Here is a 22,707-nt window from a genome sequence, read left to right on the forward strand (position 1 = left end):
GGCGGCTTCGCAGCCGCCCTTTTCTATTGGATGACATGAGCCGGAGCGGCGATCACTCGCCGGCGGCTTCGCGCGGCTGGCCGCCGTCGGCCTTCGGCTTGGCTTCGAGGTCCTCGCCGGTCTCCTGGTCGACGGCCTTCATCGACAGCCGCACCTTGCCGCGGTCGTCGAGGCCGAGCAGCTTGACCTTGACCTTGTCGCCTTCCTTGACGACGTCCGAGGTCTTCTGCACGCGGGCGGAGGCGAGCTGGCTGATGTGAACGAGGCCGTCGCGCGGGCCGAAGAAGTTCACGAACGCGCCGAACTCCATGACCTTGACCACGGTGCCGTCGTAGATGTGGCCGACTTCCGGATCGGAGGCGATCGACTTGATCCACTTGATCGCCGCGCGGATCGATTCGCCGTTGGCGGAAGCGACCTTCACGGTGCCGTCGTCCTCGATGTTGATCTTGGCGCCGGTCTTCTCGACGATCTCGCGGATCACCTTGCCGCCGGTGCCGATCACTTCACGGATCTTGTCGGTCGCGATCTGGAACACCTCGATGCGCGGCGCATGCTCGCCGAGCTCGGCGCGGGCCGCGGTGATCGCCTTCGACATCTCGCCGAGGATGTGGACGCGACCGTCCTTGGCCTGGCCGAGGGCGACCTTCATGATCTCCTCGGTGATGCCGGCGATCTTGATGTCCATCTGCAGCGAGGTGACGCCCTTCTCGGTGCCCGCCACCTTGAAGTCCATGTCGCCGAGGTGGTCCTCGTCGCCGAGGATGTCGGACAGCACGGCGTAGCGGCTGCCTTCCAGGATCAGGCCCATGGCGATGCCCGCGGTCGGCCGCTTCAGCGGCACGCCGGCGTCCATCAGCGCGAGCGAAGCGCCGCACACCGAGGCCATCGACGACGAGCCGTTCGACTCGGTGATCTCCGACACCACGCGCAGGGTGTAGGGGAACTCGTGATGCAGCGGCAGCACCGGATGGATCGCGCGCCACGCCAGCTTGCCGTGGCCGATCTCGCGGCGGCCGGGCGAACCCATGCGGCCGGTCTCACCCACCGAGTAGGGAGGGAAGTTGTAGTGCAGCAGGAAGGTTTCCTTGTAGGTGCCGGGCAGCGCGTCGATGTACTGCTCGTCCTCGCCGGTGCCGAGCGTGGTCACGACCAGCGCCTGGGTCTCGCCGCGGGTGAACAGCGCCGAACCGTGGGCGCGCGGCAGCACGCCGACCTGGGCGACGATGTCGCGCACGGTCTTGACGTCACGGCCGTCGATGCGCTTGCCGGTGTCGAGGATGTTCCAGCGAACGATCTTGGCCTCGAGCTCCTTGAACACGCCGGCGATGCGCAGCTTGTCGAAGCGCGGCTCGGCGCCTTCCGGGAAGAAGTGCGCCAGCACCTTCTGCTTGGCGACGTCGACGGCCTTGTAGCGCTCCTGCTTCACCGGAATGGCGTAGGCGGTGCGCAGTTCCTGCTCGACGAGGCCGAGCATTTCCTTCTCGATCTCCGAATTGTCGACCGAGGGAACGTCGCGCGGCTCCTTGGCGGCCTTCTCGGCGAGCTCGATGATCGCCTTGATCACCGGCTGGAGGTGGCGGTGGCCGAACATCACGGCGCCCAGCATCACCTCTTCCGGCAGTTCCTTGGCTTCCGACTCGACCATCAGCACGGCGTCGCCGGTGCCGGCGACGACGAGGTCGAGCTGGCTCTCCGGCATCTCGTCGAGCTGCGGGTTGAGTACGAATTCACCGTCGATGAAGGCGACGCGGGCGGCGCCGATCGGGCCCATGAACGGCACGCCCGACAGCGTCAGCGCGGCGGAGGCCGCGACCATCGCCACGATGTCCGGATCGTTCTCGAGGTCGTGCGACAGCGTGGTGACGATCACCTGGGTATCGCAGCGGTAGCCGTCGGCGAACAGCGGGCGCACCGGGCGGTCGATGAGGCGGGAGATCAGCGTCTCGCGCTCGCTCGGACGGCCCTCACGCTTGAAGTAGCCGCCCGGGATGCGGCCGGCGGCGTAGGCCTTTTCCTGGTAGTTGCAGGTCAGCGGCAGGAAGTCGATGCCTTCCTTCGGCGTCTTCGCCGACACCACGGTGGCGAGCACGATGGTCTCGCCGTAGGTCGCCAGCACCGCGCCGTCAGCCTGACGCGCGATCTTGCCGGTCTCGAGCTTGAGGGGACGGCCGCCCCAATCCAGTTCGACGGAATGTGTCTTGAACATATCTGATGTCTTTCATCGGTTCGTCGTCGGGCGGAGCGCCAAAAACACGAAAACCATGCCAAGACGGCGAGACGCTGCGGGCAACGAGGTTGCTGCATCAGCGTCCGGCGATCCTGCCATGGCTTTCATATTTTGGATGACGTCCGTCCTTCGATTTCACGGGCCCCATGCCCGTCACCGCCAGCCGCCGTATTGCGGCGGGCGGATCATGCGGACCAGTCTGCGGGACGCTCCCGAAATCCCGGTCCACATGACAAAACGCGCGCAGGTCATGCGCGCGTGGACTGTGTCTTAACGGCGGATGTTGTGCCGCTCGAGAAGCGCCTTGTAGCGCGCCTCGTCCGTCCGCTTCAGGTAGTCGAGAAGGGAACGGCGGGTCGAGACGAGCTTGAGAAGACCGCGGCGGGAATGGTTGTCCTTGCCGTGGGTCTTGAAATGCTCGGTCAGGTTGGTGATGCGCTCCGACAGGATCGCGACCTGAACCTCCGGCGAACCCGTGTCGCCGGCCTTCTTTGCACTTGCCTTGATGACTTCCGCTTTACGCTCTGCGGTAATCGACATCGTCAAACACCTTCGTTTCGGCCGGAGCTGGCTGTCAGCCCGGTCAGGTTGAACACACGCTTGGGGATGATTTCGCCATTGCCAATCTCGGCGAGGGCCAACAACCGGCCGCCGACGGTGACATAGACTGTGCCGCTCGAATTGGGCGCATCCCGTCCGCGCAACAAGACGGCTTGGCCCCGGTGGAGCCTCGCCGCATCTGCCCGTGTGACGGCCAGTGCCGGGATGTCGTCCAGCGCGGTCTCAACGGGCAAAAGCGCATCGGCGAGGTTGGCCTCGCCGGACGCGGCTCTATCGCACAAAGCCTCCAGCTGATCCAGTGGAATCATGTCGTTCTCGACGAACGGGCCGACCAGGGTGCGGCGCAGGGCGCTGATATGGCCGTAGCAGCCGAGCAGGCGGCCGAGGTCGCGGGCCAGCGCCCGGACATAGGTGCCCTTGCCGCATTCCGCCTCGAACACTGAATGGTCTCTATCTGGCTGATCCACAAGGATTAATTCATGGATCTCGACCGGGCGGGGCTTGAGTTCCACAACCTCGCCGTCGCGCGCCAGGTCATAGGCGCGCTCGCCCTGGATCTTGATCGCCGAATACTGCGGCGGAACCTGCTCGATGACGCCGGTGAAACGCGGCAGCAGCGCGCGGATCGCCTCGGCGTCCGGGCGGGCGTCGCTGGTCGCGGTCGGGCGGCCCTCGACATCGTCGGTGTCGCGTTCCTCGCCCCAGCACACCGTGAAGCGGTAGCGCTTGCGGCCGTCCATGACGAACGGCACCGTCTTGGTGGCTTCGCCGAGCGCGATCGGCAGCCCGCCCGAGGCCAGCGGATCGAGCGTGCCGGCATGGCCGGCGCGCTTGGCCTGGAACAGGCGCTTGATCACCGCGACCGCATGGGTCGAGGTCATGCCGATCGGCTTGTCGAGGATCACCCAGCCATGAACGTCACGGCGGTCCCGCTTCGGCTTGCCGCCGTGCTGGCGGCCGCGCGGCTCCTGCGACTGCGGATCGCGCGGCGCATGTGCTTCATGCGTGCCGGCATCGGCGCGCGGGCCCGAAAATTTTTTTTGCGGCGCTTCGTGCAAGCCATCCTTCAGCTCGACATCGACGGCGTCTGGCAGGGTCCCGGTCATTCTTCTTCGTCCGATTCGTCGTGGGTATCGTGGGCAATGTCTTGTTGAACCGCAGGTGTTCTCAAGAGCTTCTCTATTCGTTCCGCTTCGTCGAATCGTTCGTCAACGCGGAAGCGAATATCAGGCGCAAATTTTAGGTTAATGCGTCGCGCGATCTCGCCACGCAGGAATTTCTTGTTGTGATTGAGCGCGGCGACGACGGCATCGAGGCCACCGCCGCCGAGCGGCATCACATAGATGGTCGCGAGCTTGAGGTCCGGCGACATCCGCACCTCCGGAACAGTGATGATGTGGCCTTCGAGGGCCGGGTCGTGCACGGCACCTTGCGACAGGATCTCGGCGAGCGCGTGACGCACCAGTTCGCCGACGCGCAACTGGCGCTGCGAAGCGTCGGCACCCGAATTCCTGTTTGGGCCGCGTTGATGATGACGAGGCATTGGTTTCGTTTGCTCATGGGCTCCACGGCCCGCGGCACGCGGGAGCACCGCGTGCCGAGAGCCGTCGGAAACCTGGGTTTGCATTATCCGCCCGGAGAGCGCCGCGATGCGGCGCTCCCGAGAGCGGGGTCAAAACGGAGATCGAAAAGCAGAACTCGCAGTAAGACTTGGACTTACAGCGAGCGCTGGATCGTCTCCACGCGATAACACTCGATGACGTCGCCGGGCCGCATGTCCTGATAGTTCTCGAACGACATGCCGCATTCCTGCCCGGCAACCACTTCCTTGGCGTCATCCTTGAAGCGCTTGAGCTGGCCAAGCTTGCCTTCGTGGATGACGACGTTGTCGCGGATGAGACGCACATTGGCGCCGCGCTCCACGGTACCGTCGGTGACGCGGCAACCCGCGATCTTGCCGACCTTGGAGATGTTGAACACCTCCAGAACCTGGGCGTTGCCAAGCATGGTCTCGCGCAAGGTCGGCGCGAGCAGGCCGGACATCGCCTTCTTCACGTCATCCACGAGGTCGTAGATGATGTTGTAGTAACGGATCTCGATGCCGTCGCGCTTGGCGGCGTCGCCGGCTTCCTTGTGCGCGCGCACGTTGAAGCCGATGATTGCGGCGTTGAAGGCCTCTGCCAGCGTGACGTCGGATTCGCTGATGCCGCCGACGCCGGCATGAAGAATGCGGGCGGCGACTTCGTCGGTTCCAAGCTTCTCCAGCGAGCCGAGGATCGCTTCCAGCGAGCCCTGCACGTCGGCCTTGATCACCAGCGGGAAGTCCTTGCGGCCGGTAACCTTGAGCTGCGACATCATCTGTTCGAGCGAGCCGCGCATGCCGGTGGCGCGCGCCGCCTGCTTCTCGCGCTTCTTGTGGGCGCGGTAGTCGGTGATCTGGCGGGCGCGGGCTTCGCTCTCGACCACCGCGAGGCGGTCACCCGCTTCCGGCGGGCCGTTGAAGCCGAGCACCTCGACCGGCACCGACGGTCCGGCCTCCTGCAGGGGCGAGCCCTGGTCGGAAATCATGGCGCGGACACGGCCCATCTCGGCGCCGGCGACGATGATGTCGCCGACCCGCAGCGTGCCGCGCTGCACCAGCACCGTCGCTACCGGGCCGCGGCCGCGATCGAGCTTGGCTTCGATCACGGTACCTTCGGCCGGGCGGTCGGGGTTGGTCTTGAGGTCGAGCAGATCGGCCTGCAGCGAGATCATCTCGAGCAGCTTGTCGAGATTGGTCTTGTTCTTGGCCGACACTTCGACGTCGACGACGTCACCGCCGAACGATTCGACCTGCACCTCGTATTGCAGCAGCTCGGTGCGCACGCGCTCGGGCTTGGCGTCCGGCTTGTCGATCTTGTTGATCGCGACAATGATCGGCACGCGCGCGGCCTTGGCGTGATTGATCGCCTCGATGGTCTGCGGCATCACGCCGTCGTCGGCGGCCACCACCAGCACCACGATGTCGGTGACCTTGGCGCCGCGGGCGCGCATTGCGGTGAACGCGGCGTGGCCGGGCGTGTCGATGAAAGTGATCTTGCCGCCCTGCGGCGAGGTCACCTGGTACGCGCCGATATGCTGGGTGATGCCGCCGGCTTCGCCGCTGACCACGTTGGCGTGGCGCAGCGCGTCGAGCAGCGAGGTCTTGCCGTGGTCGACGTGGCCCATGACGGTCACGACCGGCGGGCGCGGCGTCTGATCGGACGCGTGGTCGTCGGCGACGTCGAACAGGCCTTCCTCGACGTCGGAATCGGCGACGCGCTTGACGGTATGACCCAGTTCCTCGGCGATGAGCTGGGCGGTGTCGGCGTCGATCGTGTCCGTGATCTTCACCATCTGACCCTGCTTCATCAGCATGCGGATCACATCCACGGCGCGCTCGGCCATACGGTTGGCGAGCTCCTGGATGGTGATGGCTTCGGGGATCGTGACCTCGCGGATCAGCTTTTCCTTCGGTTCGTTGGCCTGGTGGCCCTTGAGGCGCTGGGTGCGGCGGCGGAAGGATGCGACCGAGCGTTCGCGGACGTCATCGGCGTTGAACGCCGTGACGACGGTCAAGCGGCCGCGCTGCTTCTGCGGCGACGGCTTGGCGGTGGTCTTCGGCGGAACGACCGGACGTGCGCCGCCAGGGCCGCGACGGATCTGGCGCGGCGCCTCCTCCTCATCGGCCTCTGCGGCGACGGCGGGCGGGCGGCCCGTGCCCGGTACTCCGGCCGGGCGGGCGGTGCCCGGCGTGCCGGGGCGGGCGGTCGAGGGTGCGGACGGGCGTCCTGCCGGCGATGGGCTGCGGCCTGCGGGCGCGGGGCTGCGCGCCGCAGTGGCTGCGGCCGCGGGCGCGGCCGAGCGGGCCTTGGCCTCGTCTTCGCCAAAGCGCTTCTTGGCTTCGAGCTCGGCCTTGCGCTTGGCCTCGTCTTCCTGACGGCGGCGGGCGGTCTCTTCGCGGGCGCGAGCCTCGGCGGCCTCACGCTCCTGCTGCTCCTGGAACTCGCGGCTGGCGCGGCGCTTGGCCTCTTCCTCGGCGACGCGGCGTTCCTCTTCCTCGCGCAGGCGCGCGTCGGCGAGTGCCATGGCGCGGGCGCTGCGCTCGTCCTCGGTGAGGCTGCGCAGCACGACGCCCGATCCGCCGCGCTGCTGCGGGGCGGAGGAACGCGGCGCCGGCCGGCTCGGCGGCGGCGGCGGCGCGGCGGGGCGGGCCTGCTGCGGTTCGGGGGCGCGAGCGGCGGGTTCGGGGGCGCGGGCGACAGGCTCTGGCGGATCGCCGGGCATGCGGCGTTTGGTTTTTTTCTCGACCACCACCGACTTGCTGCGGCCGTGGCTGAAACTCTGGCGCACGACGCCGGTCTCTGTGCGCGGCTTCAGCGACAGAGTTTTCGAACCGACGCTCAGAGTCTTGTCGCCAGGATTTTTCGTTTCAGCCATTCAGTCAGTCCTAATCTCGTTGGGCGCTTGCGGCGCCGCGTCAGTCTTGAGGCCGTCCCGTCGGGGCGTCCTTTAACCTCGAAGTCGTGGTCGCGGCAATGGTTGTCGCTGCAGCCTTGGTCGCCCGGTGCTCCGGTGTCGCGCGAAACCGGAGGACGCTGTGGCAGCGGTCCAGGACGGTTCTGGCCGCCGGGCCCGCGCGCAGGGCTGCATGTATCACATTTGACCGCCCAAGTGCCAAATCCAATTCTGCAGAGGTCAATGCGCTCAGGATCGGAATTGGGCCGGTTTCGCCGGTATTTTGCCGGGCGATCGCGTCGAGCTTGCGGATGCCATCGGCTGCTCCGTCGGACGCGTGGAGCAGCAATGCGGCATTTCCGGCTTCCAGGGCGGCTTCCACCTTGGTGAAACCGGCCACCACCTCGCCGGCCTTGCCGGCCATGGCCAGCGCCTCGACCGCGCCGCGTGCCAGCAGGCCGTCGGTCAGGGCCGCGAGGTCGGGCGACACCCGCACCTCGCGCTTGAAGCCGCGCCCGAACACCCCGCGGCGGATGGCCTCCGCCAGCGTGTCCCGGCTCGCCGAGACCCACAGGCCGCGGCCGGGCAGCTTGCGCTTGAGGTCGGGGACGACATCGCCGCCGGGGTCGACGACGAAGCGGATCAGATCCTCGACCGGCTGTACCTGCCGCGTGACCGCGCACATCCGTTCCCTCCCGGACCGGGCGGTCCGGGGGCCGTCATCAAGATCGGCAGGGGCGGCGGCTGTCAGCATGCAGGAACATGGTCCTTAAGCCGGATGGTCTTCGGTCGCCTCGTCGGCCGTCTCGGCCGGCTTGGCGAGGTCGCTTTCGCTGATCCAGCCGGCCGCGACGCGCGCCTGCATGATCAGTGCCTCGGCATCTTCCCGCGACAGGTCGGCGGCGTCGATGAAGCCGGGATGCTTGATCGTCTCGCCGTCCTTGCGCTCGGTCCAGCCGGCGAGGTCGTCGGTGGCGCAGTCGGCGAGGTCCTCGATCGTCTTGACGCCGTTCTCGCCGAGCTTGACCAGAATCTTCAGGTTGACGCCGGGAACAGACTTCAGGGCGTCGTCGACACCGAGTTCCGTCAACTTGGCGGCGAGTTCAGCCTCCTGCTGCTCGAGGAATTCACGGGCCCGGCTCTGCAGCTCGAGGGCCGTCTCCTCGTCGAAGCCCTCAATGCCGGCGAGTTCCTTCTGATCCACCAAAGCCAGTTCCTCCACCGAAGAAAAGCCTTCCGACGCCAGCAGCTGGCCGACGACCTCGTCGACGTTCAGCGCTTCCATGAAGACCCGGGTCGAGTTCTCGAAATCGGCCTGGCGGCGTTCCGATTCCTCCTGTTCGGTGAGGATATCGATGTCCCAGCCGGTGAGCTGCGAGGCAAGGCGAACATTCTGGCCGCGCCGGCCGATCGCAAGCGACAATTGGGTATCCGGCACCACGACTTCAATACGCTCGCGGTCCTCGTCGATCACGACCTTGGCGACTTCCGCCGGCGCCAGCGCGTTGACGACGAAGGTCGCGATGTCGGGCGACCACGGGATGATGTCGATCTTCTCGCCCTGCAGCTCGTTCACCACCGCCTGCACGCGCGAGCCGCGCATGCCGACGCAGGCGCCGACCGGGTCGACCGAGGAATCGCGCGACACCACGCCGATCTTGGCGCGCGAGCCCGGATCGCGGGCCACCGCCTTGATCTCGACGATGCCGTCGTAGATTTCCGGCACTTCCTGGGCGAACAGCTTCGCCATGAACTGCGGATGGGTGCGGGACAGGAAGATCTGCGGGCCGCGGGTCTCGCGGCGCACGTCGAACAGGTAGGCGCGGACACGGTCGCCGGTGCGGAACAGTTCGCGCGGCAGCATCTCGTCGCGACGCACGATCGCTTCGCCGCGGCCGAGGTCGACGATCACGCTGCCGTATTCGACGCGCTTGACGGTGCCGTTGACGATGTCGCCGATGCGGTCCTTGAATTCCTGGTACTGGCGGTCGCGCTCGGCCTCGCGGACCTTCTGCACGATGACCTGCTTGGCGGACTGGGCGGCGATGCGGCCATACTCCAGCGGCGGCAGGGTGTCGGCGATGGTGTCGCCGATCTGCGCACCGGGGTTGGCGCGCTGGGCGTCCTTCAGCGAGATCTGGTTGGCCGGATTCTCGACCTGCTCGACCACCAGCATGTGACGCGAAAGCCGCAGCTCGCCCTTCTTGGCGTCGATTTCGGCATGGATGTCGGTCTCGCTGCCGTAGCGCGCCCGCGCCGCCTTGGCGATGGCGTCCTCCATCGCGGAGATCACGATCGTCCGGTCGATCGACTTCTCGCGTGCGACGGCATCCGCAATCTGCAGAAGTTCGAGCTTGTTGGCGCTGATCGCGGCCATGGTTAGTCTCCTTCGTGGTGCCCGTCGCGCTTGGCTTGCGCAGCGAGGCGGTGTTGCTTGGTGTTGGTCGGCTTGGCCTTCCCCTTGGCGGCGGGCCGGGCCTTTGGCTTTGAGGTCTTGGCTTTCAACTGGTCGCGCTTGGCGTGCGGCGGCGACGGTGGCTCGAGGCCGAGATCCTGGCGCAGCTCGCGCTCGGCGGCCTTGCCGCGGCGCATGGATTCGGCGACTAGCTCGTCGGTCAGCACGAGACGCGCGTCACTGATGTCTTCCATCACCAGCACGACGTCGGGATCATCATCCTTGCGCACGTCGTCGCGGCGGATCCGCACCTTGTCGCCGTCGACGCCGATGATCTGGCCGCGGAAGCGCTTGCGGCCGTCATGAGCTACCGCCATCTCGATCTTCACGAGATGGCCGGCGTGGCGCTCGAAGTCGCTGCGGCGGACCAGCGGCCGGTCGATGCCGGGAGAAGAGATTTCGAGGCGATAGGCGCGGTCAATCGGGTCGGCGACGTCGAGCACCGGCGACAGCGCCCGCGACACCGCCTCGCAGTCGTCGATCAGCATGGTGCCGTCGGGCCGCTCGGCCATCACCTGCACAGTGCAGCCGGCCTCGCCCGACACGCGGATGCGGACCAGGCGATAGCCCATGCCCTGTAGCACCGGCTCGGCAACAGCGGCGACCCGCGCCGCGACGCCAGGCTCGACCACCAGGCGGGGTTCGTCGAGCAGGTCAGCAGGGGCGGGGCGCTCGGTCGGATCGGTCATGTCCAATATCGGGTTCAAGGTTAACGCGTGGTTCAGAATCCGGTTGTTCATCAAGGCGGGATTTTCCATATCGGGAAAAACCTGCCTCACGCCCTGGGTGCGCGGCTGCGGCGGAACCGGGGCCGCCAGCCGCATCCCGTGTCCGCGGGGTGCTTCGGGTAACAAAAAAGAGCGGGTCCCCGGAGGAGCCCACTCTCAATACGCGATCGTATGAGATGTCTTGACGTGGCGGGAATATAGCCCCGTCCGGGCATCCGGGCAAGGGCGACGGTGTGGCTCGCGGCGGGTTCCATTGCGGCGATGGCGTGGAAACCGGGCGGCGGGGCTAACCCTTCGTTCATTTCAGCGCATTAGCGTAGGCCGACCCGACAGACCGGGCAGGGATACCGTTATGGCCTTGGCGACATCTGCAATTCCGGAACTCGACGCCATCGTGAAGGGCGGCGATCCGCGCCGGCAGGCCGATGTGATCCGCAAGATCTCCGACCTGTTCGCACAGGGCGCCGCGCATTTCCAGCCCAAGCATGTCGAGCTGTTCGACGGCATCCTGATCGGCCTCGTGCCGCTGGTCGAGATCGATACCCGCGCCCGTCTCGCCGAGCAGCTTGCGCCGATCGCCAACGCGCCGCCGGAGCTGGTCGGCCTGCTGGTGCACGAAGACGAGATCGCCATCGCCGGGCCGCTGCTGCGTTCCTCGCCGCTGCTCGACGAGCCGACGCTGATCGAGATCGCCGGCGCCAAGGGCCAGGGCCATCTGTTCGCCATTTCCGAGCGCGCAACGCTGTCGCCGCCGGTCACCGACGTCATCGTCAGCCGCGGCGACCGCGATGTGGTTCGCAGCGTCGCCGGCAATTCCGGCGCGCAGTTCTCCAGCCTCGGTTATTCCGGGCTGATCAGCCGCGCCGGTGACGACGGTTCGCTGGCGCTCGCGATCGGCCGCCGCCACGACATCACCCAGCTGCAGCTCAAGGAGCTGCTCGAGCATTCCGCCGACATCGTTCGCCGCCGCCTGTTCGACATGGCCTCGCCGGCGCGCAAGGTCGCGATCAACCAGGCGATGATCGGCATCGGCTCGGCGCCGGCCTCGCGCGGCGGCGCGCGCGATTTCGCCCGCGCGCAACGCGAGATCCTGACCCTCAGCTACGCGCAGGAGCTGAACGAGGCGGCGCTGATGGCGTTCGCCAAGGAGCACAAATACGAGGAGACGGTCGCCGCGCTGTCGGTCATGACCGGCGTCAGCCTCACGATCATCGATCACCTGATCCGCGGTGATCGCCACGACCCCATCCTGATCATGGGCAAGTCGCTGAGCCTGCAATGGGCCACGGTGCGGGCGCTGATCCTGGTCCGCATCGGACCGGGCCGTCCGAACCCGTCGATCCCGGAGATGGAAGAGGCGCGGCTGAACTATGAGCGGCTGGTGCCGGCGACGGCGCAGCGCGTGCTCAAGTTCTGGCAGAAGCGTCCCGGCGACAGCGCCGCCTGATCGGTCACGCCGCGGCGGCGCCGTCCGGCGCATGCCGGAAGATCAGGTAGTTGGCCTTGCGGCCCTCGCGCTCGGCCTTTCGCCCGTAACGCGTCATCGTGTAGTCCGGCCACGGCAGCCGCCAGTCGTCGGCGCGCTCGGCCGTCCAGCGGAACGCGTTGGCGCGCAGGAAATGCGCCAGCGTCCAGGCATTATAGTGATCGATGTCGCTGACGAAGCGGAACTCGCCGTGAGGCGCGAGCACCCGCGCCATCATGGCGATGGTCGTGTCCTGCACGAAGCGGCGCTTCCAGTGCCGCCGCTTCGGCCATGGATCGGGATGGATCAGGTCGATGCGGGCGAGCGAGCCGGCCGGCGCCCACGCCAGCAGTTCGGCGGCATCGCCGGCGAGCAGGCGGATGTTGCCGAGCTGGCGCGCGTCGATCTGCGCCAGGATTTTCGCCATGCCGTTGACGTAGGGCTCGACCCCGATGAAGCCGATGTCGGGAAACGCGCTGGCCTCGGCGACCAGGTGCTCGCCGCCCCCGAAGCCGATCTCGAGCCGCACCGCGCGCACCGGCGGTGCGAACAGGCTGCGCAGATCGCCGGCAGCCGGCGTGGCGAGATCGAGCGCGAGGCGCGGCAGCAGGTCCTCGATCAGATGCGCCTGGTGGTTGCGCAGCTTGTGCCCCTTGCGCCGCCCGAAGAACGAGCCTTGTGCGGGATGGGCGGTGTCGTCGGCGGCGGGAGTGTCGGGGGCGGGCATGGTGTCTGTCTGCATCACGGGGCGCGACGGCGAACGTCCGCGGGAATGAGCGGCATTTGCGAAGCGAGGCGATGGCGTTTGCGCAGCGCCCCGGGCGCGGCGGATCAGCGGCGGTCCTGCTGCTCGCGGGCGGCCATCTGCTCGACCAGGTCGACAATGGTCCGCCGCAGCTTGGGGTCCGAAATCCGGGTGAAGGCCCGCGTCAATGCCAGTCCTTCCGACGTCGCCAGGAAGTCGGACACATAGGCCGGCGACGGCGCGTCGTTCATGCCCTCGTGATGGCTCCCGCCGGTCGGGCCGCCCTCGAACAGGAACGACACCGGCACCTGCAGGATGTCAGAAATCTGCTGCAGGCGGCTGGCACCGATCCGGTTGGTGCCCTTCTCGTACTTCTGGATCTGCTGGAACGTGAGGTCGAGCGCCTCGCCGAGCTTCTCCTGACTCATGCCCAGCATGATGCGGCGCATCCGCACGCGGCTGCCGACATATTTGTCAACAGGATTGGGTGCTTTTGCCGACATCAGCACAACTCCCTATGAGCCTGCATGGCTGTCATGAACCTTGTGAAACACCCCGGCCCATTACGCCGTTGGTGTACTAACGTCAATTCTTAACTTACCGGTTGATTAAGCCCATGAATCCTCATTAGCGGCCACATCATTCCGGATTTCAGCCTGCGAGGCAAATTTCCTTTGCCAAAACAGGTAGTGCATTGGGGGTAATCCGTCTCAGCCTGTCGTCGTTCGCCGCCGCCGCCGCGTCACCCAGATGGCGGCGAGTGCCACCATGATCGCGGCGGGCAGGTCGCCGACCCGGGCGTAGAGCGGCGGGGGAAGAGCCGATGGCAGGGCGGCATCGAGCACGCCTTCGACGCCAAGGCCCAATCGCGCCACCACGCGCCCGAGCGGATCGACCACCGCCGAAATGCCGGTGTTGGCGGCGCGCACCAGCGGCAGGCCTTCCTCGATCGCCCGCATCCGCGCCTGCTGCAGGTGCTGGTAGGGGCCGGTGCTGATGCCGAACCAGCCGTCATTGGTGACGTTGACGATCCAGCTCGGCCGCTCGTTCGGCGGCACGACCTCGCCGGGGAAGATCGCCTCATAGCAGATCAGCGGCAGCACCCGCGGCGCATGCGGCAGGTCCAGCGTCTTGCGGCGCAGGCCGGGAATGTAGCCGCCCCGCAGCTTGGTGAGCTGCTGGAAGCCGAGGCTCTCCATCGCCGCCTGGAACGGCAGGTACTCGCCAAACGGCACGAGGTGAAGCTTGTCGTAGATGTCGAGGATGGTGCCGTCGTGGTCGATCACGAAGATCGAGTTGTAGGCGCGGATCGGCGCCCGCAGCGGCCCGTCGGGCGGGCGCACCGCGCCGGTGATCAGCGTCGTGCCCGGCGGCAGCAGCGCGGCGATCTCTGCCATCGCGTCCGCCTCCCGTGTCAGGAAGAACGGAAACGCCGATTCCGGCCAGATCAGCACGGTGGTGTCCTTGACGCCGGTGCTCGCGGGCCCGGTCGCACGGTCCGACAGCGCGAGGTATTTCGCCATCACCGCCTGCTTGGCGGCGTAGTTGAACTTCACGTCCTGCTGCAGGTTGGGCTGCATCAGCCGCAGCCTGACGTTCTCGACCAGGCGCACCGGCTCGCGCGCCAGCCGCAGCGTGCCGTAGGCGCCCATCGCCGCCAGCACCAGCAGCGCGGTCGCCGGTGCGATCCAGGGGCGGCTGAACCAGCGTCCCCTGGCCGGTGACGGGTCGATCAATGCCGCGGGGCTGGCGAAGATGCCGATCGCGAGAAAAGTCAGCCCCCACAGCCCGATCAGCGAGGCCGTCTGCGCCAGCGCCGGCGGCTCGCTCAGCGCGTAGCCGAACGCATTCCAGGGGAAGCCGGTGAGAATGTGGCCGCGCAGCCATTCGCTGACGGTGAGGCCGACCGCGAGCGCCAGGACGCGCGAGACGTCGCGGGTCCAGACCAGCCGCGCCAGCGCGAAGCCGAGCGCGGTGAACAGCGCAAGCCCGGCCGGCATCGCCGTCACCGCGAACGGCAGCAGCCAGCCGAAAATGTCGGCGTCGACCAGGAAGGCGTAGCCGATCCAGTACAGGCCGGCGAGGAAATAGCCGAAGCCGAACCACCAGCCGCTGAGCGCGGCGGCCGGCACTCCGCCGAGCCGCCCGGCGCCGGCGCCGTCGATCAGCCACACCAGCACCGGGAAGGTGACGAACAGCACCGGCCAGGCATTGAACGGCGCCATGGCCAGCGCCGAGGCCGCGCCGGCGACAACGGCGATCAGCGCGCGGCGCCAGCCCCAGGCAAGGATCACGGCGAGGGCGATCTTGCGTAGCTTTTCCAGTCCGTTCACGTCGATGCGGTCCCGTCGGCAGGAGGCGGTTGCGGGCTGCCCTCGGCGGGGCGCGCCGCGGTGTCCACCGCCTCGCGCCGTCGCGCGTCGCGCGGCCGCGCCGTCGTGCGGTCCTTGCGGGTGCCGATGCGCAGCCGCTTGACGCGGCGCGGGTCGGCGTCGAGCACCTCGATCTCGTAGTCGCCGGGGCCGGAGATGATCTCACCGCGCACCGGCAGGCGGCCGACCTGGGCCACCAGGTAGCCGCCGAGCGTGTCGACCTCCTCGCCGGCCTCGCCGGTGACGAAGCCCTCGCCGACCACCGACTTGACGTCCTCGAGGCTGGCGCGGGCGTCGGCGATGAAGGAGTTGTCGGGCTGGCGCACCACGGCCGGCGGCTCGTCGCTGTCGTGCTCGTCGTCGATCTCGCCGACGATCTGCTCGACGATGTCCTCGAGCGAGACGAGGCCGTCGGTGCCGCCGTATTCGTCGACCACGAGGGCGAGATGGATGCGACTTGCCTGCATCTTCGCCAGCAGGTCGTGCGCCGGCATCGACGGCGGCACGTACAGCAGCTTGCGGACGATGTTGGCATCGGCGAGCTGGGTGGCGAGGTTGACCGCGCGCAGGTCGAGGCCGGCGGGAAACGGCTTCTTGCGCTTGGCGTTGATCTGCGGGTCGACCTTGGCGCGCGCCGCGATATAGGCGAGCAGGTCGCGGATGTGGACGATGCCTTCGGGATCGTCGAGCGTGTCGTTGTAGACCACGAGGCGCGAATGCGCCGCGCTCTCGAACACCGCGATCAGCTCGGCGAGCGAGATGTCGCGCCGCACCGCGACGATGTCGGTGCGCGGCACCATGACGTCGGCGATGCGCCGCTCGCGCAGGCCGAGGATGTTGCGCAGCATGGTGCGCTCGACGGCGCTGAAGCTGGTCTCGTCCGGCGTCGAGGCGTCGAGCACGACTTGCAGGTCGGCGCGCAGCGAACCCGCCTTCCAGCCGAACAGCGTGCGCAGCGCCCGCACCAGCCAGGTTTCGGATGTCGGGCGCAGCACTTCGCCCTCGCGCACCGGCACGGGCAGGTTGCGCAGCGTCTCGGGGGCGATATCGCTCGCGTCCTGCGGCGAGCCGCCGGAAGAAGGATCCGGGATCACTTAATTCACCCCGTCTTGCGAGGCATACGGGTCGGCAATGCCGAGCCGCGCCAGAATCTCGCGCTCGAGGCCTTCCATCTCCTCGGCCTCGGCGTCGGTCTCGTGGTCGTAGCCGACGAGATGCAGGAAGCCGTGCACTGCGAGGTGGCTGAGATGGTGGTCGAACAGCTTGTGCTCGGCCTCGGCCTCACGTCGCGTGGTCTCGTAGGCGATGGCGATGTCGCCGAGCATCGCCGGTGCGCCGTCGGTGTCGCCGGGCGCCGGCGGCGCCGGGAACGACAGCACGTTGGTCGGCTTGTCGATGCCGCGAAAGTCGCGGTTCAACGTGCGGATGCCGGCGTCGTCGGTCAGCATCACCGCGACCTCGACGCCATCGGTGTCGGCGTCGGCCGCTTCCGCCGCAGCCGTGATGGCGCGCGTGATGATCGCCTCATAGGCGCGCGCGTCCTGCCAGCAGTCGGCGCTGACGACGATCTCGGTGATGGGTAGGGTCGTGCGGGACATGGCTGTTGGTCTGGCTGCGGTCGGACGGGTCTCAGGGCTTCGGCGCCGCGGCCTTCCGGGACGATCCTTCATACGCCGCGACGATCCGCGCCACCAGCTCGTGGCGGATGACGTCTTCGGCACTGAAGTGCACCTGCGCGATGCCTTCCACGCCGGCGAGCAGCCGCGAGGCCTCGGCAAGGCCGGACGGCTGGCCGTTCGGCAGGTCGACCTGGCTGGGGTCGCCGGTGATGATCATGCGGCTGTTTTCGCCAAGACGCGTCAGGAACATCTTCATCTGCATCGAGGTGGTGTTCTGCGCCTCGTCGAGGATGATCGCCGCATTGGTCAGGGTGCGGCCGCGCATGAACGCCAGCGGCGCGATCTCGATCTCGCCGCTCTGCAGCGCGCGCTCGACCACCCGTGCATCCATCAGGTCGTACAGCGCATCATAGATCGGGCGCAGGAAGGGATCGACCTTCTCGCGCATGTCGCCGGGCAGGAAACCGAGCCGCTCGCCGGCTTCCACCGCCGGGCGCGACAGGATGATGCGGTCGACCTCCTTGCGCTCGAACAGCTGCGCGGCGTGCGCCACCGCGAGCCAGGTCTTGCCGGTGCCGGCGGGGCCGATGCCGAACACCAGCTCGTTGCGCTTCAGCGCGCGGATATAGCCATCCTGCGCGGCGGTGCGGGCGCGCACCGGGCGCTTGCGCAGGTTGATCTCCTCGAACGCCGTCTTGGCGATCTTGGGATCGAAGTCGAACAGCGACCCCTGTGCGATCACGGCGCGGATCGCGCCTTCGACGTCGCCCTGGGCGAGGTCGTGGCCCTGCAGCGCCTGTTCGTACAGCGTTTCCAGCACCCGCCGCGCCGCGTCACAGGCATCGCGCGAGCCGGCGATGGTGATGTGATTGCCGCGCGAGTCGACGACGACGCCGAGGCGGCGCTCGAGCAGCGCGAGGTTCTGGCCGTAGGGGCCGACCAGCGCGGAGGCGGCCCGGTTGTCGTCGAAGGCGACGACGACCTGGGTCTCCGACGAGATGTCCGGGGTGGGGGTAATCGGTGATGTCCGAATGTCGCGGTCGAGCTTGCGGCCAGGGGCGAGGGAAGGTGAATCCGAGGCGCTCTTGGGCAAGGGCTCAGGCTCCGGTTGTCGCTGTGGCTGTGAGGGGCGGGGCGTTTCGTGCCGCGGCGGCAGGCGTCGCGATCGTGCCGAGCAGGCTGTAGCGCTCCAGGCTGTCGATGCGGACCGGCAGGACTTGTCCGATGATATCGGGCGAGGCCATCACATGGGCCGGTTGCAGGTAGGCGGTGCGGCCGACGATCTGGCCCTCGTTGCGCGCCGCGCGTTCGAACAGCACGTCGACGGTCCGGCCGACAGCGGCCTTGTTGAAGGCCGATTGCTGACTGTCGATCAGGTTCTGAAGCCGCGCCAAACGCTCGTCCATCACGGCGGTCGCAACCATCTCCTGCATGTCCGCCGCCGGCGTTCCCGGCCGTGGCGAATATTTGAACGAATATGCGCCAGCGTAACCGATTTGTGTGACCAGCGCGAGGGTGGCGCGAAAATCTTCCTCCGTCTCGCCGGGAAAACCGACGATGAAATCGGAAGAAAACGCAATGTCTTCAGAGACCGAGCGGAACCGGTCGATGACGCGGCGATAGTCATCGGCGGTATGCTTGCGGTTCATGGCGGCGAGAATGCGGTCCGACCCCGACTGTACCGGCAGATGGACGAACGGCATCACTTCGGGCAGGTCGCGATGCGCGGCGATCAGGCTGTCGTCGACGTCGCGCGGATGGCTGGTCGAGTAGCGCAGGCGGGCGATGCCCGGAATGGCGGCCAGCCGATGCAGCAGCCGGCCGAGCGACCACGTCGTGCCGTCCGGTCCGTCGCCGTGGAAGGCGTTGACGTTCTGCCCGATCAGGGTGATCTCGCGCACGCCGTTGTCGGCAAGGCGCATGACGTCGTCGATGATACGCTCAACCGGGCGCGAGGTTTCCATGCCGCGGGTATAAGGCACGACGCAGAAGGTGCAGAACTTGTCGCAGCCTTCCTGCACGGTGACGAACGACGACACGCCGCGGGCGCGGATCGCCGCCGGCTTCGGCGCGGGCAGGAAGTTGAACTTGTCGTCTTCGGGAAATTCGGTTTCGAGGGCGCGGCCCTCCTGGCGCGCGCGCGCCAGCAGTTGCGGCAGGTGGTGATAGCTCTGCGGGCCGACCACGACGTCGACGACCGGCGCGCGGCGGATGATTTCCGCGCCCTCGGCCTGTGCGACACAGCCGGCGACGGCGATCGTCACCTTGCGGCCGTGCCGCGCGGCCTCGTCCTTGGCCTCGCGCAGGCGGCCGAGCTCCGAATACACTTTCTCGGAGGCCTTCTCGCGGATGTGGCAGGTATTGAGGATGACGAGATCCGCATCGGCCGCATCGGCCGTCTCGATAAAACCTTCAGGCGCGAGCGTGTCCACCATGCGTTGCGCATCGTAGACATTCATCTGACAGCCGTATGACTTGATATGCAGCTTGCGCGGCGCGGACATCGTTTCCAGTGATTTCTTGTTCGCGATCCCGGTCGGGTCGCCTCACGCCGGCAGACCGGGCGAACGCTCTCGCCGGCGCGTCCCGGCGGGACCGCGCTGGGATATCGCCAAAAGGCGGCGAAATCCAGCTTCGGAGACTATTCGGCCGCCGTTGCGGCCGATCCGGCCCGATTCGGGCCAATTCGGGCAGGTTTTGGGGGCCGGCGGGGCTATACCCTCATCCCGGGGAGCCCGCATCGCGGGCGTCTCGAAGGATGAGGCCCGGATGTTGCGGCTCATTGGCCTCATGCCGCGCTCCTCACCGTGAGGAGACAGGACACCACGAACAAGGAATGGGTTCCGACCGCGCTCAGGAGGTCGGATCGGTGTCGTCGAGCGGAACGCAATACAGCTCGAGGCGGTGATCGACCAGGCGGTAGCCGAGCTTGCGGGCGATCTCGGCCTGCAGCTTCTCGATCTCATCGGAGGTGAATTCGATCACCTTGCCGTCGCGCAGATTGATCAGGTGGTCGTGGTGGCTGTCGGGCACCGGCTCATAGCGCGCGCGTCCCTCGCGAAAGTCGTGGCGCTCGATGATGCCGGCATCCTCGAACAGCTTCACGGTGCGATAGACGGTGGAGATCGAGATCTTGTCGTCGACGGCGACGCAGCGGCGGTACAGTTCCTCGACGTCCGGATGATCCTCCGCCTCCGCCAGCACGCGCGCGATCACGCGGCGCTGCTCGGTCATGCGCATGCCTGTCGCGGCGCAACGCTTTTCGATGTCGGTCGGAGCAGCGGCTACCGGCTTGAGGATCGTCATGAAGTCGTTCCAGATCGTTTTGGTGTGCGACATCCGGCCGGCATGGGCAGGCGGATACCAGCCCGGTGTGCGGCCGGGCTCTTGTCGTCGGCCTGTTTTGCCACCGGGCGCGGGTTACGACAAGTCGCGCTGCATCACCAGCGCGTTCAATTGTTGGCCGCTGGCATCGCGGTAATAGCGCTCGCGCCGGCCCACGGTGCGAAAGCCCATGCGTTCATAGAGGCGGCGCGCCGGCTGGTTGTTCTCCTCGACCTCGAGGAACACCTTGTGCACGCCGCGGCCGGCGAGATGGCCGAGATGGGTCTGCAGCAGCGCGCGCGACAGGCCCTTGCCACGCCGCGCGGCGGTGATCGCGATCGACAGGATCTCCGCCTCATCCAGCGCGATGCGCGACACCGAGAAGCCGATGATCTGCCGCCCTTGCCGCAGCCGGTGGGTCAGCGTGTTGCGATCGAGGATCATCTGCTCGAATTCACCGGCGCCCCAGCCGCGGTGAAATGAGGCGCCGTGCAGCTGTGCAAGCTGATGTACGTCGCCGAGCTGCGCCGTCTCCACGACGGGCGGGATCGAGCCGAACAGGTTCGCGAGAAGACGGCGCATGGTGCGGTATCGGATCGGGCAGAACGATGATGCAGGCTTATACGATGCCGGGGGTCAAGGGAACCGGGCGGGCGCGGCACTACAGGGTCGGCAGCGCGGCGGCCTGCGGCTTGGCGTCGGGCGCCCGCAGGTAGTAGGGCCGGGCGGGGGCCGCGTCGGGACTGACAGCGGCGCCGAGCCAGGCGACCCAGGCGATGTCGGGAGCGGGGCGCGCCATCACCTCCACCGGCGGCGGCGCGTCGCCGGGCCAGCGGTCGGCCACCAGCTGCGCCGCGTTGCCGACGAGGCGCGGCGCGCCGAACTGCGCGGTCTCCAGGGCGTCGGCGATCGTCGCGAGGCGCGGGCGCACCAGGGTGCCGCCGCTGCCGCTGACCACCTGCAGATAGACCTGGTCGTGGCGCGCGTCGATCACCGAGATCACCGGCGCCTCGCCGTTCTCGCTCACCGGCGCGGCGGCGAACGCCGACAGCGTGGTGACGCCGACGACCGGCTTGCTGGCCGCAAGTGCAATGCCGCGCGCCGCCGACAGGCCGACGCGCAGGCCAGTGAAGCTGCCGGGGCCCGTGGTCACCGCGATGCGGTCGAGGTCGGCAAACGGCACGCCGGCGGCGTGCATCACGCGGTCGAGCAGCGGCAGCAGCGCCTCGGCGTGGCCGCGCTTCATCGCCTGCGATTCCTGCGCGCGCAGCGCGTTGGCGTCGGTGTCGAGCACGGCGGCGGCACAAGCGTCGAGCGCGGTATCGATGGCGAGGATCAGCATGGTCTCTGGCGGCAAGGCGGATGCATTCGGCGGCAAACTGCCCGGCAAACGATGAAGGGGCAAGCGTTTCCACGCCTGCCCCTGGCAAAATCGCAGATGTCGCGGGATGGCTTACGCCATCGGGCGGACCTCGACGACATCCGGCACGAAGTGCCGCAGCAGGTTCTGGATGCCATGCTGCAGCGTGGCGGTCGACGACGGGCAGCCGGCGCACGAGCCCTTCATGTCGAGATAGACGATGCCGTCCTTGAAGCCGCGGAAAGTGATGTCGCCGCCATCATTGGCGACGGCCGGGCGCACGCGCGTTTCGATCAGCTCCTTGATGATGTCGACGGTCTCGGCGTCGGCCTCATTGAAGAACTCGTCCGCGTCCGCCTGATGCGCGCCGTCGCCGAGCAGCGGCTCGCCCGACATATAGTGTTCCATGATGGCGCCGAGCACGGCCGGCTTGAGGTGCTGCCAGTCGCTGTCGTCCTTGGTCACGGTAACGAAGTCGGCGCCGTAGAACACGCCGGTGACGCCGGGCACGGCGAACAGCCGTTCGGCGAGCGGTGAGCGGCCGGCTTCGCTGCGGTCGCGGAATTCCATGGTGCCGTCGCCGAGCACGTTGCGGCCGGGCAGGAACTTGAGGGTCGCGGGATTGGGGGTCGCTTCGGTCTGAATGAACATCGCTGTCTCCGGCACATCGCCGGTTCAAGGCCGGCGCGGCCCAAGGGTTGAGGCGGGAATGGAGGCCGTCGAGGCCTCCCGCACCTTAGCGCCGAACGCGGCGCCCGGAAACGCGGTGGCCGGCATGGCTGCGGCGCGGCAGCGCCCATGCCGCAGACATAGCCTCTTTGGCAGCTCGATCAAGGGGTTGGTGATGTCTTTGTGGCGCCGCGGTCAGGTCAGGGCGGCAATCTCGGCGGCGTCGAGGTTCCCCGGAACCAGCGTCACCGGGATCGGGAATGTGCCGGCCAGCGCCGTGACCGCGGTGATGATCGGTCCGGGGCCCTCGACGCCGGTGGCGGCGGCGAGCACCAGCAGCACGATGTCGGGGTCGGTGGCGATGACGTCGAGGATCTGCGCGCCCGCGCTGCCCTCGCGGATCACCCGCGCCGGGGTGATGCCGGCGACGTCGGCCGCCCGCGCTGCCGCGGCTTCGAGCGCTGCGTTGGCGGTCTCATGGGCTTCGGCGCGCATGATGTCGGCGACGCCGAGCCATTGCTGGTTGTGATCCTCGGTGTCGATCACCCGCAGCATCACCACGCCGCCGCTGTTGCGCAGCGCCCAGCGGCTGGCGTAGCGCACCGCGCGGTCGGCTTCGGCGGTGTCGTCGACGATCACCAGGCACTTCGGCGCGTGGCCGGCTTCGTAGGCGCGGCGCGGCGTGGTCATGCAAGCCTCGATG

The 22,707-nt window shown here is 67.7% G+C and carries 21 protein-coding genes; 1 reads left to right on the forward strand and 20 read right to left on the reverse strand.

Going from position 1 to position 22,707, the window contains the following annotated elements:
- Window positions 1–52 precede the first annotated feature (52 nt).
- The 8 genes from pnp to rimP form a co-directional block, all read right to left on the reverse strand.
- Window positions 53–2,209, reverse strand: coding sequence for a polyribonucleotide nucleotidyltransferase (gene pnp / locus AB4Z37_RS13620; protein ID WP_441517262.1), 2,157 nt, complete (start codon window positions 2,207–2,209; stop codon window positions 53–55).
- Window positions 2,210–2,500: 291 nt separating this feature from the next.
- On the reverse strand, window positions 2,501–2,770 hold the full coding sequence (rpsO, locus tag AB4Z37_RS13625) for a 30S ribosomal protein S15 (protein WP_441517263.1): 270 nt from the start codon (window positions 2,768–2,770) through the stop codon (window positions 2,501–2,503).
- A 2-nt stretch (window positions 2,771–2,772) separates the two neighbouring features.
- Window positions 2,773–3,897: a tRNA pseudouridine(55) synthase TruB gene (truB, locus tag AB4Z37_RS13630; RefSeq protein WP_441517264.1), complete on the reverse strand. Its 1,125-nt coding sequence runs from the start codon at window positions 3,895–3,897 to the stop codon at window positions 2,773–2,775.
- On the reverse strand, window positions 3,894–4,334 hold the full coding sequence (gene rbfA, locus AB4Z37_RS13635) for a 30S ribosome-binding factor RbfA (protein WP_441517265.1): 441 nt from the start codon (window positions 4,332–4,334) through the stop codon (window positions 3,894–3,896). The genes truB and rbfA overlap by 4 nt, the downstream gene beginning before the upstream one ends.
- Window positions 4,335–4,507: 173 nt before the next feature.
- The gene (gene infB / locus AB4Z37_RS13640; RefSeq protein ID WP_441517266.1) at window positions 4,508–7,249 is read right to left on the reverse strand and encodes a translation initiation factor IF-2; all 2,742 of its coding nucleotides are present in this window, start codon (window positions 7,247–7,249) and stop codon (window positions 4,508–4,510) included.
- 40 nt (window positions 7,250–7,289) lie between these two features.
- Window positions 7,290–8,021, reverse strand: a complete 732-nt coding sequence (locus AB4Z37_RS13645; protein ID WP_441517267.1) for an RNA-binding protein — start codon at window positions 8,019–8,021, stop codon at window positions 7,290–7,292.
- Between the two features lie 15 nt (window positions 8,022–8,036).
- Window positions 8,037–9,644, reverse strand: coding sequence for a transcription termination factor NusA (gene nusA, locus AB4Z37_RS13650; RefSeq protein WP_441517268.1), 1,608 nt, complete (start codon window positions 9,642–9,644; stop codon window positions 8,037–8,039).
- Between the two features lie 2 nt (window positions 9,645–9,646).
- Window positions 9,647–10,411, reverse strand: a complete 765-nt coding sequence (gene rimP, locus AB4Z37_RS13655; RefSeq protein ID WP_441517339.1) for a ribosome maturation factor RimP — start codon at window positions 10,409–10,411, stop codon at window positions 9,647–9,649.
- Between the two features lie 391 nt (window positions 10,412–10,802).
- On the opposite strand from rimP, the gene AB4Z37_RS13660 reads away from it, so the two are divergent.
- Complete coding sequence (locus AB4Z37_RS13660) at window positions 10,803–11,897, forward strand: DUF2336 domain-containing protein (protein ID WP_441517269.1); 1,095 nt, start codon at window positions 10,803–10,805, stop codon at window positions 11,895–11,897.
- 4 nt (window positions 11,898–11,901) lie between these two features.
- On the opposite strand, the gene trmB is transcribed toward AB4Z37_RS13660, so the two are convergent.
- The 12 genes from trmB to AB4Z37_RS13720 form a co-directional block, all read right to left on the reverse strand.
- Window positions 11,902–12,642, reverse strand: coding sequence for a tRNA (guanosine(46)-N7)-methyltransferase TrmB (gene trmB / locus AB4Z37_RS13665; protein ID WP_441517270.1), 741 nt, complete (start codon window positions 12,640–12,642; stop codon window positions 11,902–11,904).
- A 104-nt stretch (window positions 12,643–12,746) separates the two neighbouring features.
- Entirely contained in the window at window positions 12,747–13,163 is a 417-nt protein-coding gene (locus AB4Z37_RS13670) for a helix-turn-helix domain-containing protein (protein WP_441517271.1), read from the reverse strand.
- A gap of 207 nt (window positions 13,164–13,370) precedes the next feature.
- Window positions 13,371–14,993, reverse strand: a complete 1,623-nt coding sequence (gene lnt, locus AB4Z37_RS13675) for an apolipoprotein N-acyltransferase (RefSeq protein ID WP_441517272.1) — start codon at window positions 14,991–14,993, stop codon at window positions 13,371–13,373.
- A complete protein-coding gene (locus AB4Z37_RS13680; RefSeq protein WP_441517340.1) occupies window positions 14,990–16,123 on the reverse strand; it encodes a hemolysin family protein in 1,134 nt (377 codons plus the stop codon). Before AB4Z37_RS13680 ends, lnt begins: the two co-directional genes overlap by 4 nt.
- A gap of 3 nt (window positions 16,124–16,126) precedes the next feature.
- Window positions 16,127–16,630, reverse strand: coding sequence for an rRNA maturation RNase YbeY (ybeY, locus tag AB4Z37_RS13685; protein WP_441517273.1), 504 nt, complete (start codon window positions 16,628–16,630; stop codon window positions 16,127–16,129).
- Between the two features lie 31 nt (window positions 16,631–16,661).
- The gene (locus AB4Z37_RS13690) at window positions 16,662–17,744 is read right to left on the reverse strand and encodes a PhoH family protein (protein WP_441517274.1); all 1,083 of its coding nucleotides are present in this window, start codon (window positions 17,742–17,744) and stop codon (window positions 16,662–16,664) included.
- A 4-nt stretch (window positions 17,745–17,748) separates the two neighbouring features.
- Window positions 17,749–19,155, reverse strand: coding sequence for a tRNA (N6-isopentenyl adenosine(37)-C2)-methylthiotransferase MiaB (gene miaB, locus AB4Z37_RS13695; protein WP_441517275.1), 1,407 nt, complete (start codon window positions 19,153–19,155; stop codon window positions 17,749–17,751).
- Window positions 19,156–19,504: 349 nt separating this feature from the next.
- Window positions 19,505–19,957 (reverse strand): Fur family transcriptional regulator, encoded by a 453-nt coding sequence (locus tag AB4Z37_RS13700; RefSeq protein ID WP_211969071.1) that lies wholly within the window; start codon window positions 19,955–19,957, stop codon window positions 19,505–19,507.
- A 114-nt stretch (window positions 19,958–20,071) separates the two neighbouring features.
- Window positions 20,072–20,557 (reverse strand): ribosomal protein S18-alanine N-acetyltransferase, encoded by a 486-nt coding sequence (gene rimI, locus AB4Z37_RS13705; protein WP_211968809.1) that lies wholly within the window; start codon window positions 20,555–20,557, stop codon window positions 20,072–20,074.
- Between the two features lie 79 nt (window positions 20,558–20,636).
- The gene (gene tsaB, locus AB4Z37_RS13710) at window positions 20,637–21,317 is read right to left on the reverse strand and encodes a tRNA (adenosine(37)-N6)-threonylcarbamoyltransferase complex dimerization subunit type 1 TsaB (RefSeq protein ID WP_211969072.1); all 681 of its coding nucleotides are present in this window, start codon (window positions 21,315–21,317) and stop codon (window positions 20,637–20,639) included.
- A gap of 111 nt (window positions 21,318–21,428) precedes the next feature.
- Window positions 21,429–21,986 carry a NifU family protein gene (locus tag AB4Z37_RS13715; RefSeq protein WP_211968810.1) on the reverse strand — a complete coding sequence of 186 codons (558 nt, stop codon included), beginning with the start codon at window positions 21,984–21,986 and terminating at the stop codon, window positions 21,429–21,431.
- A gap of 213 nt (window positions 21,987–22,199) precedes the next feature.
- Window positions 22,200–22,694, reverse strand: coding sequence for a universal stress protein (locus AB4Z37_RS13720; RefSeq protein WP_441517276.1), 495 nt, complete (start codon window positions 22,692–22,694; stop codon window positions 22,200–22,202).
- Between the last annotated feature and the right edge of the window lie 13 nt (window positions 22,695–22,707).

It is taken from the genome of Bradyrhizobium sp. 2TAF24, assembly GCF_052115025.1.
Classification (GTDB): domain Bacteria; phylum Pseudomonadota; class Alphaproteobacteria; order Rhizobiales; family Xanthobacteraceae; genus Bradyrhizobium_A.

Excerpts from the sequence above, each read along its gene's own strand:
- pnp (WP_441517262.1), bottom strand. The coding sequence starts at position 2,209 with ATGTTCAAGACACATTCCGTCGAACTGGATTGGGGCGGCCGTCCCCTC.
- rpsO (WP_441517263.1), bottom strand. The coding sequence starts at position 2,770 with ATGTCGATTACCGCAGAGCGTAAAGCGGAAGTCATCAAGGCAAGTGCA.
- truB (WP_441517264.1), bottom strand. The coding sequence starts at position 3,897 with ATGACCGGGACCCTGCCAGACGCCGTCGATGTCGAGCTGAAGGATGGC.
- rbfA (WP_441517265.1), bottom strand. The coding sequence starts at position 4,334 with ATGCCTCGTCATCATCAACGCGGCCCAAACAGGAATTCGGGTGCCGAC.
- infB (WP_441517266.1), bottom strand. The coding sequence starts at position 7,249 with ATGGCTGAAACGAAAAATCCTGGCGACAAGACTCTGAGCGTCGGTTCG.
- AB4Z37_RS13645 (WP_441517267.1), bottom strand. The coding sequence starts at position 8,021 with ATGCTGACAGCCGCCGCCCCTGCCGATCTTGATGACGGCCCCCGGACC.
- nusA (WP_441517268.1), bottom strand. The coding sequence starts at position 9,644 with ATGGCCGCGATCAGCGCCAACAAGCTCGAACTTCTGCAGATTGCGGAT.
- rimP (WP_441517339.1), bottom strand. The coding sequence starts at position 10,411 with ATGACCGATCCGACCGAGCGCCCCGCCCCTGCTGACCTGCTCGACGAA.
- AB4Z37_RS13660 (WP_441517269.1), top strand. The coding sequence starts at position 10,803 with ATGGCCTTGGCGACATCTGCAATTCCGGAACTCGACGCCATCGTGAAG.
- trmB (WP_441517270.1), bottom strand. The coding sequence starts at position 12,642 with ATGCCCGCCCCCGACACTCCCGCCGCCGACGACACCGCCCATCCCGCA.
- AB4Z37_RS13670 (WP_441517271.1), bottom strand. The coding sequence starts at position 13,163 with ATGTCGGCAAAAGCACCCAATCCTGTTGACAAATATGTCGGCAGCCGC.
- ybeY (WP_441517273.1), bottom strand. The coding sequence starts at position 16,630 with ATGTCCCGCACGACCCTACCCATCACCGAGATCGTCGTCAGCGCCGAC.
- miaB (WP_441517275.1), bottom strand. The coding sequence starts at position 19,155 with ATGTCCGCGCCGCGCAAGCTGCATATCAAGTCATACGGCTGTCAGATG.
- AB4Z37_RS13700 (WP_211969071.1), bottom strand. The coding sequence starts at position 19,957 with ATGACGATCCTCAAGCCGGTAGCCGCTGCTCCGACCGACATCGAAAAG.
- rimI (WP_211968809.1), bottom strand. The coding sequence starts at position 20,557 with ATGCGCCGTCTTCTCGCGAACCTGTTCGGCTCGATCCCGCCCGTCGTG.
- tsaB (WP_211969072.1), bottom strand. The coding sequence starts at position 21,317 with ATGCTGATCCTCGCCATCGATACCGCGCTCGACGCTTGTGCCGCCGCC.
- AB4Z37_RS13715 (WP_211968810.1), bottom strand. The coding sequence starts at position 21,986 with ATGTTCATTCAGACCGAAGCGACCCCCAATCCCGCGACCCTCAAGTTC.
- AB4Z37_RS13720 (WP_441517276.1), bottom strand. The coding sequence starts at position 22,694 with ATGACCACGCCGCGCCGCGCCTACGAAGCCGGCCACGCGCCGAAGTGC.